The sequence below is a fragment of the Lignipirellula cremea genome (assembly GCF_056501455.1).
The window spans coordinates 4471706-4483494 of record NZ_CM151415.1 but is presented as its reverse complement, the minus strand read 5'-3'; the positions used below and the strand labels follow the sequence as shown (position 1 = coordinate 4483494).

Here is an 11789-nt window from a genome sequence, read left to right as displayed (position 1 = left end):
GCCGATGACTCTCTCGCGTCTGATCCTCCGAACGACGGAAGCTTCGCTCCTGCTGCTCGCGATGTCGACGGCGTCGTTCCTGTTCGCGCAGGAACCGTCCGCGCCTGCCGAACCGAGAACTGTCCGTGTCCGAGTTCTGGGGCTCTTTTCGCCCGGACGCGAAGAGGATCTGCGCGAAGCGGTCGGAGGCCTCGAAGAAGCTACTCTCAAGAACGTCGATTACGAGACCGCCCACGCGACGTTCGAAGTCCGAATCGATAAATCATGGAAGGACGTCCCTGTCGAAAAGCTGCCCGAACGAATCGATCAGGCGCTGAAGCAGGCGTCGCGGTCGACCTTCAGCGCAGTTTCGGCGAGCCAGACTCCGCCCCAGCGGCTCGATGAGATCGAGATCGCCGCGGGCGGCTGCGTCTGCCGGGCGTGCGAACTGGCTGCGTACGAAGCCGTGGCCAGGGTCGACGGCGTCGAACGAGCGACCGTAAGCTTCGCCGAGAGTCGCGTCTCGATCCGCTTCGACCGGGAGAAGACGGACCGTGCGGCGCTCGAAGAGGCGCTGAAGCAGCGCGGCGTGAAGCTTCTTTCCCAGATGCCCTGAACTTGCGACGAGCGACGGTCGCTCATTCCGTACCAGCGCACGGTAGTCGCGGCTCGCGACTGGCTCGCCGCCTACGGTCGCGAACTGCGCATCGCGGCGAGCTGCTTCAGCGACGGATCGTTCGTCAGCCGGCGATAGTCGTCGCTCTCGACGGCGTAGATCGCCAGGCGCCCGTCAGCGTCGTAGTGAACGCCCCATCCGAATTTCTTCGGGAGCGGCGACGCGCGAAAGCAGGCTCGCGGCTTCGAGAAGAACGCCCGCTGGAGCGACTCGCTTTGGGCAGCCTGTTCCGCCGGCGAAAGACCTGAGCGGGCCAGATGGACGGCGAACTGCACGTCCGCTTCCGTAAAGCGATAAGGCGCCGTCGCCAGCGACTCGTATTCGAGCTGCGCGATCGTCTTCTTATCGCCCCGTGCGGCTGGAACGACCGCACGTTCGAGATCGGAATCAGGGGCGATGCGGATGAACGTATCGACGTAGCTCATAGCGGGCGAGCCTACGCCGAGACGCGTCTCGCGTCGAGAGCGCTTCGCTCCCGACGCGAACGAACGTCCGGTCGCCAGTTCAGATCAGAACTGCACGCCGTGCTTTTGCGTCATCTCGCGACGGGTCTGGCCGAGCGCATCGTTGATCTGTGCCATGATCTCGTTGGCGCCCATCGAGCCTTGCACCTGCGCCTGGAACCGTGCGACGGTCTGAGCGTTCTGGGTCCTCTGAACGTTGGGCGTCGCTGACCAGCCTCCCCAGCCGTAGACGCCGCCGCCGCCGCCCCAGTAACTCGGACCGACCACGCCGATCGGATTCCACCAAGACGAATAATCGTACGCCGTGGGGACGTTCTGGGCAGCGATCGTGCCGCTGACGAGGCCCGTGCGGACCGTGCCCGAAGCGCTCCGCAGCGAACCGGAGACGTATTGTCCGAAGTCGAGCAGGTAGGGATCGACGTTCAGCGACGGCAGGCGATCGATGCGATCGGCGAAGCGGTCGTAGAAGACGGCGGTCTGACCGCGCGTCGAACTGCTGCGCTTGCTTCGACGCAAGTCCTGAATCAGCGAATCGATGCTCTTGAAGTAGTTCTGCGACGCTGCCGCGACCAGATTCTTCTGAGCCTGCTCGTCAGGAACCTGGGCCGCCGTCTCGCGTGCATGATGCAGGGGCGGCGGAACCGGAATCAGGCTCATGATGCGGCGCAGACCGCTCTCTTCGAGCGTGCCGATCAGGCGAATCGACTTTCCGTTCGATTCGAGCTTCCATCCCTCGATCTCGTCGATCATCAACCCGCGGTTCGCGAGAACCTCGAGCAGCAGCGGCTTGGCCGCATCGCCCAGCATGCTGACGTCCTCCACGAAGTCGACCTTCAGCGAGCCGAGCATCGCATCGGTGACGCTCACGCCCAGAGTCAGCCCGCGAACGCTGGCGACGGCGTCGGCGAGGGCGTCGAGATCGAGGTCCTTCCCCTTGAGCGATTCGGTGGTTTCCAGCTTCGCGCGGATCACGTCGCGCGGAACGGCATCGGTCAGGTCGAGGGCCATGATCAGCGGAGCGTTCGTCTGCGCGAACGTCTGCGCTTCCTGCAGGTACTCCGACATCCTCAGCGAATTGTTATCGACCCGCCGAACGTAGGAGGCGACGTTCTGACGCTCCGCGGGATGGCCGATCACGCTGATCGTGGGCGAGAACTTCACGGCGAAGTAGTCGCCGGGCAGCGTCGCAGCCGGGCGACCCCCGAAGTTGTCGACCGTCCCGCTGAGGGAAGTCGCGAGCTTCGCGATGTCGGGATCAACCGTCGTCTCGAAGATGAACAGGTTCGACGGAACCTCCATCGTGTGAAAGTCGATCCGGGCGGACGCGATGAACCGGTCCACGTTCGGCGGAACCATGAGGAGTCCGGACTCGAACGCTTCCTGGGCGTTCGCCTTCCAGCCCTCTTTCTCCGCCAGCGGAGTCGACATCAATCTCGCGACGTCCAGGAAGACGATCGCGTTGGCGTCATTGGGAACGCGCCGGGCCAGCGCGCTGAACTGCGCATGCGCCGTGCTGTCGAACGCGCAGAGCGCTGCCGCGGTCGCCAGCGTCAGGGAAAGAAGCCGCACCATAGGAGTCGCCACCTCGAAAAAATCCAGCGCGGTACGGCGATCGGGACTTCCGACGGAACGCCGCGCCTTCCAAGATTGTATTTCAGAGATCCCCGAATTGGGGGTGTACGCCGATTCTACGTCTCGCGAACGCATCGCCGCCTCAACCGCTGTCGGCGACTCCTGAGATTCTGAGCGTCAGGAGCGCCCTTTCGAGAGCGGCGGAAAGCTCATCAGAGATCCGGCGGAGGCCTGAATATCCGTTTTATCCCGATTGCGCCCGGCGTTCCATAATTCTCTTCCTGGAGCGACGCTTCCGAAGCTGCTCCGCCGGCGTCGCGTCGTTTCGACGTATCGATTCGCCGACGCTCTCGGCGCCGTCGCGAGGTCGTTGAAACCTACCTCACGAAAACTTAGATTGAACGGCGCTCCCCCCCGGATGACCTGACATCCGCCCCGCCTTCTCCGACGATTCCCGCCATGCGACGTACTCGTGCGATTCCGTTCGCCGCGGCATGCGCGTTCGCCTCGTTCGCCGCAAGCAACGCTCGAGGCGAGGAGACCGACTATCTCCGCGACGTGAAGCCGATCTTCGTCGAGAAGTGTTCGAGCTGCCACGGGCCGCTCAAGCAGGAAGCGTCGTTGCGGCTCGACGCGACGGAGTTGATCAAAAAGGGAGGCGACTCGGGACCGGCGGCGTCGCCGGGCGAGTTCGAAGCGACGCTCCTCTTCGAACGGGTCGCGACCCACGACGCGGCGACGCAGATGCCGCCCGAAGGCGAAGGCGAGGCGCTGACGGAGGAACAACTCGCCCATCTGAAGCGGTGGATCGCCTCCGGCATGCCGGCTCCGGCGGACGAACGACCGCTCCCCCATCCGGATGAACACTGGGCGTTTCAGCCGCTGCAGCGAAGCGCCGCCGACGCTTCCCCAGACGCGGTCGAGTCGATCGACTCGCTGATCGAGGCGAAGCTCGCCGCTTCGGGAATCGTGCCTCTGCCCGAGGCCGATCGCGCGACGCTCGTCCGACGGCTGTACTTCGACCTGATCGGCTTGCCCCCGACGGTCGACGAGACGCGGGCCTTTCTGGCGGACGAATCGCCGGACGCGTACGAACGGCTCGTCGACCGACTGCTCGAAGACCCTCGCTACGGCGAACGCTGGGCGCGGCACTGGATGGACGTCTGGCGTTACAGCGACTGGGACGGTTACCAGGACGAGCTCCGCAGCAGCAGTCGGCATCTCTGGCATTGGCGCGACTGGATCGTCCAGTCGCTGAACGAGGACAAGCCGTACGACCGCATGATCGCGGAGATGCTGGCCGGCGACGAGCTCGCCCCGGAAGACCCCGAGGCGCTCGCCGCCACCGGCTTCCTCGCCCGGAACTATCACAAGCTCAACCGCGACATCTGGCTGGACTGGGCGACCGAGCATTCGGCGAAGGCGTTCGTCGGATTGACGATCAACTGCGCGAAGTGCCACGACCACAAGTTCGATCCGCTGTCGCAGAAGGAATACTACGCCTGGCGGGCGCTGTTCGAACCGCATCGCGTGCGGACCGACCGCCTGCCGGGACAGCTCGACGTGATGCAGAACGGCCTGCCGCGCGCGTACGACTCCGATCCCGCGGCGCCGACCTATCTCTACGTTCGCGGCGACGAGAAGAATCCGGACAAGGAGCGACCGATTCCGCCCGGCATTCCGGCGATCCTTAACGGAACGCTATCGATCGCGCCGGTCGACCTTCCGCCGGTCGCCTACTTCCCCGACCTCGCCGAGCATGTCGAACGGGACGCCGTTCGCGCCGCCGAGGACCAGATCGCGGCAGCCAGGACCAAGCGGGAGGAAGCTCGGGCGGCGGTCGACGCAGCCGAAACGGCGGCGCTGGACCCTTCGGTCGACGACGAGGCCGAACTCGCGGCGGTCGCGACGAAGCGGGTGGAAACGTCCGCGGCGCTCGATCTGGCGGAACTGAAGCTGGCGGAGGCCCAACTCGCCCTTCGGTCGCTGCAGGCACGTTACGCCTCCGACCGTGCGAAGCACTCGCTTCCGAAAAAGGTCACCGACGAGCAACTGAAGGCCCTCGCCCGGGACGCCTCCGCGGCGGAGCGTCGACACGCCGTCGCGGTCGCCGAGCGGGAACACTTCGAAAAGAACCAGGCTTTGACGAAGGCCCGCGCAAGCGCCGAACCGGATGAGAAGAAGCGAGCCGACGCACTCGCCAAGGCACAATCCGAAGCCGAGGCTGCGGCGAAGAAACGCGACGAGGCGCTGGCGAATGCCGAGAAGGTCGAAGAAGCCTACGCTCCCGTCGGCGAGAGCTACTCCAAGGTCAGCGCCGGTCGGCGACTGGCGCTCGCGCGATGGATCGCGTCGCCTGACAATCCGCTGGCCGCGCGGGTGGCGGTCAATCACGTCTGGATGCGACACTTCGGCGAACCGCTCGTCGCGAACTCGTCCGACTTCGGCGTGAGAACGCCCCGTCCCGTTCAGGCTGAAGCGCTCGATGCGCTCGCGCGCGAGTTCATCGATTCGGGCTGGAGCTTCAAGGCCCTCCATCGTCGCATCGTGACGTCGAAGGCCTGGCGTCGGGCCTCCTCCGCCGATCCGGAGACGCTCGCCCGCAATGAGGCGATCGATCGAGAGAACGCCTTGCTCTGGCGTCAGGAATCGCGACGCCTCGAAGCTGAGCCCATTCGCGACGCCATGCTCTACGTCGCCGGCAAGTTGGATGCGACGACGGGCGGAGCCGACCTCGACCCTGCGCAGGGAGAGAAGGTCTACCGGCGGAGCCTCTACTTCCGCCACGCGCGCGAAAAACAGATGAAGATGCTCACGCTGTTCGACGGCGCGTCGCCGGACGACTGTTACCGTCGCGCGGAAAGCGTCGTCCCGCAGCAGGCGCTCGCGATCGCGAACAGCGAGTTGTCCCGCACGATGTCGCGCATCCTCGCGCGGCAGCTATCGGGTTCTCCTGAAACTCCGCTGACCGACGAGCGGTTCGTCGACGTCGCGTTCGAGACGACGCTCGGACGGCTGCCGACCGAGCGAGAGCGCGGCGCCTCGATCGCGTTCCTGGCGAAGCAGCGGGAGGCGCTCTCCGACCGCGATAAGCTCACGTCGCTGGGCGGCGCTCAGGCGGCTGCGACTCCGGCGTCGGACGATCCGGCCCTGCGTGCCCGTGAGAGCCTGACGCATGTCCTGTTCTCGCACAATGACTTCGTCACGATCCGCTGAGTCGACCTCTCCTTCCGCACTTCGGATGCTCGCCATGTCCCGCCCGGAACAAGCATTGCCGCGAGATCTGGCCGCCATGCGAGCGCGAAGGAACTTTCTTTCGCAGATGGGTCTCGGCTTCGGCAGCGTGGCGCTCTCCGCGATGCTGCAGACGGAAGCGCGCGGAGCGTCGTCCGATCGACCGGGGCCGCACTTCGCTCCTAAAGCGAAGAGCGTGATCTGGCTCTTCATGATCGGCGGCGCCAGCCACATGGAGACCTTCGATCCCAAGCCCGCGCTCAACGAGCACGCCGGAAAGAAGATCGACGAGTCGCCCTACGCGGATATTCTGAAGTCGCCTTACCTGGCGAACGAACGGGTGTTGTTTCCCGATCCGAACAACGGATTCGTCCGGCACGACATCTATCCGATGCAGATCGGCTTTCAGAAGCACGGTCAGAGCGGACTCGAGATCAGCGACTGGTTCCCCCATCTGGCCAAGCGGGCGGACGATCTTGCGATCGTGCGGTCGATGTGGACGGAGGATTCCAACCACGGCGCCCAGTACCAGTTCCACACGGGTCGCCATCGGATCGACGGCGTCTTCCCGACCATCGGCGCGTGGGCCAACTACGGCCTGGGGACGCTGAACGAGAACCTGCCGCAGTTCGTCGTGATGGGGACGCCGGTCGCCGACTGCTGCGGAGGTCGGGAGACGCACGGCGCCGATTATCTCGGTCCGCAGTACGACGGCGTACCGCTCACGATCGATCCGAAGAACCCCCTGCCCTACGCGAAGCCGCCGGCCGACGTCTTCGCCGAAGAACAGCAGGCGGAGTTCGCCTTCCTGCGGGAACTGAACGAGATGACGGCGGAGCGGTATCCCGGCGACGACGCGCTGCGCGCTCGGATCGAATCGTACGAGCTGGCGTACCGGATGCAGACCGCCGTGCCGGACGTCGTGAACTTCGCCGACGAGACGCAGGAGACGCTGACCGAGTACGGAATCGACCAGCCGCAGACGCAGGAGTTCGGTCGCCAGATGCTCGCCGCGCGACGTCTGGTCGAGCGGGGCGTCCGCTTCGTGCAGGTCTATCACGGCAGCAACGGCGGCGCCGGTCAGTGGGACTCGCACGGCGGCCTGAAGAACAGCCACGCCAACCTCTGCGGCCAGACCGATCGCCCCATCGCGGCGCTGCTGGCGGATCTCAAGCAGCGAGGATTGCTGGACGAGACGATCGTCGTCTGGGCGACCGAGTTCGGCAGGACGCCCGGCTCGCAGAACGGCGACGGTCGCGACCACCACCCCTACGGCTTCAGCGTCTGGCTCGCCGGCGGCGGACTGAAGGGCGGCATCGTCCACGGCGCCACCGACGAGCTCGGCTTCCACGCCGTAGAAAACCGCCACTACGTCGGCGACCTGCACGCCACCGTGCTGCACCAGCTCGGCCTCGACCCGCGAAAGCTCGCGATCCCGGGGCGCAAGCGACTGGAGAAGGAACTCGGTCAGCCGATTCGGGAGATCATCGCGTAAGTTTCGCTACGCCGACGGAATCTCCACCGCCCGACCTTCGCGGATCGCTTCGTTTCCGGCGAGGATCGTGAGCGTGTTGGCCAGGCCGATGCGGACGTCGCAGATCGTCGCGGGATCGCCCGCGGCGACATGCTCGACGAAGCTGAGGAGTTCGTCGCGTGTGTCGTCGCCGGTCGCGTCGATTTCGTACGGCTTGCCGCGGTGCGACCAGGGGTCGTTGGCCATCGTGAGCGTCTTGCCTGACGTGACGACGCCCGCGTCCGCCTTGACGCGACCGTCCTGGCTCCAGCCCGGATCCTCGACGATCGCCTCCTGATAGAACAGACCCTTGCTCTGCGTCAGGAAGAGCGAGCCCTTCGTCCCCATGATCAGTTCGCCGGCGCCCTCGTACGCGTTGTTCTGGACAGACGAGTAGGTGACGCGAACCGTGTAGGGGTCGGGATGTTCGAGAGCGTCCGCGTCGGCGACCGAGACGGGAGTCTCCCGACGTCTGGCCGCGGAACGGAACCGCGAAGCGTCGACCTCGTACTCGTAGACGCAGAACAGGTTGTCGTAGACCTCGCGACCGTCGTTCCACCAGTCGATGCCGCCCGTCGCGATCACGCGCTTCGGCGTCGTTCCCAGCAGCCGGTTGGTCACGTCGAGCTGATGGCTGGCGAGTTCGGCCATCAGGCCCTCCGACTTCTCCCAGTAGAGTCGCCAGTTCAGCCGGCGTTCGAGCTCCGTGAAGCGCGGATCGTTCGGCCCGACCGGCACGGGGCGGCGCCAGTCGTTGTTGCGGTTCCACTGGCATTTGATCGCGGAGATGCGCCCGAGCATGCCGGTCTCCGCCATCGCCTCCGCCTGGGCGTAGATCGCGTTCGCCCGGCGTTGCAGGCCGACCTGAAACACGGCCCCGAGCTTCTCGACCTTAAGTGCCAGCCGCCGCGCTTCGTCGGCGGTCTTGCACATCGTCTTCTCGCAGAAGACGGCGGCTCCGGCGTCGAGCGCCGCTTCGCACATGGCGTAGTGCAGGTGCAGCGGCACGGCGACGACGACCGCCTGCGGCTTGGTTTCGCGCAGCATCTTTTCGTAGTCGGCGTACGCGGCCGCTCCGGCGCCGGCGTACTTCTGCCCGTTCTCCAGATGAGGCGGATAGTCGTCGCAGACGGCGACGATCTGCGCGCCCTCGATCGTGGCGAGCTTGCGAATCAGGTCGCAGCCGCGCCCCCCCGTGCCGACGACGGCGATGCGCACGGGCGTCGAGTCGCCCGGTTCCTGCGCGTCGGAATCCTGCGTCTTCGCGACGGCGCCTGCCAGCAGCAGGGCCGACGACGTCGAGAGGAAGCTACGCCGATCGGTCGGCCAGGGCATGACCTTCTCCTGAAAGGATTTCTACGTACGGCGCTCCGTCGCGTCGGGCGATCCAGTAGATGCGATGGGGCGCCGAAAGATGCTTCACGGCGAAATCCGGTTCGTTCGCCTTGTTCAGCAGAGACTCCGCCCGTTCGCGACCGGCGGCGAGCAGCGCCGTGCTCCAGGCCTCCGCAGCCGCGGCGCTGAAATGCAGCACGCTGCACGACGCCGGTTCCGCAAGCGGACGGCGCTCCTTGGGATCGAACAGGTCGGACGCGATCTCTGCCGATGCGCCGGCGTGCAGAACGCTCGACGTGGACAGCGACAGGTTTTCGAGCGGGAACTCGACGACGTGTCTCGTCTGAGCGTCCGCGTCGGCACAAGAATCGGCGAAGGGATCTTCGAGCCCGACGATCCAGGGACTCCCGTCTTCGCGGCAGCCGCTCGCGGCGACCGAGCTACCTCCGCCCGAGAGCAGCCAGTTCTCCGCGCCCGCACGATCAAGCATCCGCCGCACCAAGTCGAGGGCGTAGCCTTTGCCGAACGCTCCCAGATCGACTTCCAGGTCCGCGACGACGAACTGAACGGCACGACGATCGGCGTCGAACCGGAGAGGTTGATCAGGACCGCCCCTCGTTCCTGAGACCAGGAACGGCTCGAACCAGCCGTCGGTGATCGAACGCAGAGCGACGACCGACTCCAGCACGTCGAACAGTTCCTGATCGACGCGCATCCAATCGCCGCATGATCGGTTCAGTCGGTAGACCTCCGCTGCCGGATCGAACCGCGAGAGGAGCCGTTCGACGCGCTCGACCTCGTCGAGCGCGTCCTCGGCCAGCGATCTCAGCCGCGACGCGTCATCGCCGACGAGGACGATCTCGAACAGCGTCCGCATGGCGGGGCGTCGGGCGAAGATCGTCGTCATGGCAACTCCGTCGCGGCGAACGAGGTTCGCGATTCGCCTCAGGCGTAACAGCGAATCTCGTACAGGCGCGCGGTGTCGGAACCGTTCGTCGCGTCGACGATCAGGCGCAGCGACGTCGCTTCCACCGGCTCGAAGCTGTGCCGGCAGAGACGCTGGTGGTTGCCGGTCGCCTTGACGACCTCCACCGTTTTGCCCTCCGCCGTCGTCGCGACGATCCGGTAATCGCGCACGCACTCGGGCTGCGGCGCGCGGATCATGTGGCTGTTGTGATTGTCCGCCGACGTGAGCGTCAATTCGCGGTGAAAACCCGTGTCGAACGTGAGTTGCACTTCGCTGATCGGTCGCGGCGCGTCCCAGGCCAGGTCGAGCCAGGCGCCCTGCTCCGACATCTGCGCGACCCAGCGATGCGTCGTCTCCCCTTCCATGTTCCGGACGAAGCCGTCGAGCACGCTGGCCGGATCCGAACCGAGATCGGCGCCCGAGGCCGTCACCTTGGCCGACTTCGCCAGATCGTTCGGATCCTCGTTCTTGCGATGCTTGATCGACTGATCGTCGCGGAGCAGCGTCTGCTGCAGCTCCATCAGCAGCGGCTTGTTCTCGTACAGTTGCCGCGGCGAGACGCCTTCGCGGACGCAGAGCGCCGCCGCGGTTCCGGCCGCCTGGCCCATCACGGCGCACGTCGCCATCACGCGCGTCGAGGTGAACGCGACGTGACTGCAACTGGCGTTGCGACCCGCCATGAACAGGTTCGAGAAGTCCTTGCTGTAGAGCGAGCGGAGCGGAATGTTGTAGACCTCGCCCAGCTTGGTCGAAACGAACGGTCGCTTGTCGGTATCGTCGAAGCCGCCCGGCGGATGCTCGTCGAGGCCCCAGCCGCCGATCGCGACGGCGTCCTCGAAGTCGCCGTTCAGGCCCATCAGGTCCTGCTGCGTCAGGATCACGTCCCCTTCGATCCGACGGCTCTCGCGTTTGCCGGGGACCATGCCGACCCAATCCATGCCCCAATTGGCGGACGCCGGGAACTTGCCGCTGTTTTTGATGTAGTCCCAGACGCCCGTGACGATCGACAGCAGCTCGAAGCGAATGCGCTCGTTATCGCGAATGGTGTCCGTGGCGCCGCCCCACTCGATCCACCAGTAGCCGTATTCCCAGCTGCCGATGCCGCGAAACTGCAGGTGCTTCGCCTCGATCTTGCGGGCCCACGAAGGGGGTACGTACGGGACGGGCTTGCCGTAGTCTCGCGACGTGAACAGGATGCTGCTGCCGAGCGTCTCCCGGCTGGGCGTCTCCCACGCGAGCGGTTCGCCGAACTCGTCGCGGGACTCGTGACCCCACCGCATGGTAGCGCCGGCTTCGAGAGCCAGCCGCGCGTCGCCCGTGCAGTCGAGATACTGCTGAGCGACGACGCGATAGAGATGCTCGGTCTTGTCGCAGCGAGCCATCACGCGCTCGACGCGCCCCTCCTTGGTCTCCGCGGCGTAGACGACCGTGTCGAGCAGAAGCGTGACGTTCGGCTCGGTCACGAGCTTGTCGTACAGCAGCAGATCCCACAGTTCCCACGACCGATGCGGATTGTTGGCCGCGTCGTCGAGACGCAGTTCCTCAATGATGCCGCCTTCGCGCCAGCCGGGACGCCCCGTGTGGTTATTGGCGCCGACGATGTGCATCTTCACTTCGCTCGACGAGTTGCCGCCGAGTCGCGAGCGATCCTGCACGAGGACGACCTTCGCCCCGTTTCGCGCGGCGGCCAGGGCGGCACAGACGCCCGCGGGTCCGCCCCCCGCGACGAAGACGTCGCAGGTCAGATCGACCAGCGTCATGTTCGGCTCGCCCTCGAACCGCCGGGCGGCCGCCTGTTCGTCGAGCGGAGCGATCTTTTTGAACGCGCCGCGAATATCCTCGGGCGCCGAAAGCTTCGCTTCGGCGGCGGAAGCCGCGTCCGGCGTGACGAAAAGCGAATAGGCCGCGGCGCCGGCTCCGGCAAGAAACGTACGGCGCCCGAGACCGGGCTGATTTGGCGTCATGGGGAGGAGGCGAGAGAGGATCGAAAAGCGTTCGCGAGCGAACGTCGTGCTGACGTAAAGTCAGGCCCTTAAGGGTACCTTCCGG

At 65.8% G+C, this 11789-nt stretch carries 8 protein-coding genes; 3 read left to right on the top strand and 5 right to left on the bottom strand.

Translation table 11 applies throughout. The annotated features are described in order from the left end of the window. Positions 1-4: 4 nt before the first annotated feature. Positions 5-595 (top strand): heavy-metal-associated domain-containing protein, encoded by a 591-nt coding sequence (locus SH602x_RS17390; protein ID WP_479473524.1) that lies wholly within the window; start codon positions 5-7, stop codon positions 593-595. Positions 596-666: 71 nt separating this feature from the next. Here the strand turns inward: SH602x_RS17390 and SH602x_RS17385 are convergent, their stop codons facing one another. Continuing rightward, the gene (locus SH602x_RS17385) at positions 667-1080 is read right to left on the bottom strand and encodes a DUF6157 family protein (protein ID WP_479473523.1); all 414 of its coding nucleotides are present in this window, start codon (positions 1078-1080) and stop codon (positions 667-669) included. Positions 1081-1164: 84 nt separating this feature from the next. Continuing rightward, complete coding sequence (locus SH602x_RS17380; protein WP_479473522.1) at positions 1165-2703, bottom strand: hypothetical protein; 1539 nt, start codon at positions 2701-2703, stop codon at positions 1165-1167. A 447-nt stretch (positions 2704-3150) separates the two neighbouring features. Between SH602x_RS17380 and SH602x_RS17375 the strand changes: the two genes are divergently transcribed. Both SH602x_RS17375 and SH602x_RS17370 read left to right on the top strand, forming a co-directional pair. Continuing rightward, positions 3151-5907, top strand: coding sequence for a DUF1549 domain-containing protein (locus SH602x_RS17375; RefSeq protein ID WP_479473521.1), 2757 nt, complete (start codon positions 3151-3153; stop codon positions 5905-5907). Positions 5908-5941: 34 nt separating this feature from the next. Continuing rightward, positions 5942-7420, top strand: coding sequence for a DUF1501 domain-containing protein (locus tag SH602x_RS17370; protein ID WP_479473520.1), 1479 nt, complete (start codon positions 5942-5944; stop codon positions 7418-7420). 6 nt (positions 7421-7426) lie between these two features. Here the strand turns inward: SH602x_RS17370 and SH602x_RS17365 are convergent, their stop codons facing one another. From SH602x_RS17365 to SH602x_RS17355, 3 genes are read right to left on the bottom strand one after another with little or no spacing between them, the layout of a single operon-like run. After that, positions 7427-8773 carry a Gfo/Idh/MocA family protein gene (locus SH602x_RS17365; RefSeq protein WP_479473519.1) on the bottom strand — a complete coding sequence of 449 codons (1347 nt, stop codon included), beginning with the start codon at positions 8771-8773 and terminating at the stop codon, positions 7427-7429. Beyond that, positions 8748-9680 (bottom strand): FAD:protein FMN transferase, encoded by a 933-nt coding sequence (locus SH602x_RS17360; protein ID WP_479473518.1) that lies wholly within the window; start codon positions 9678-9680, stop codon positions 8748-8750. The genes SH602x_RS17365 and SH602x_RS17360 overlap by 26 nt, the downstream gene beginning before the upstream one ends. Positions 9681-9718: 38 nt before the next feature. Continuing rightward, positions 9719-11704 (bottom strand): FAD-dependent oxidoreductase, encoded by a 1986-nt coding sequence (locus SH602x_RS17355; RefSeq protein ID WP_479473517.1) that lies wholly within the window; start codon positions 11702-11704, stop codon positions 9719-9721. Positions 11705-11789: the final 85 nt, after the last annotated feature.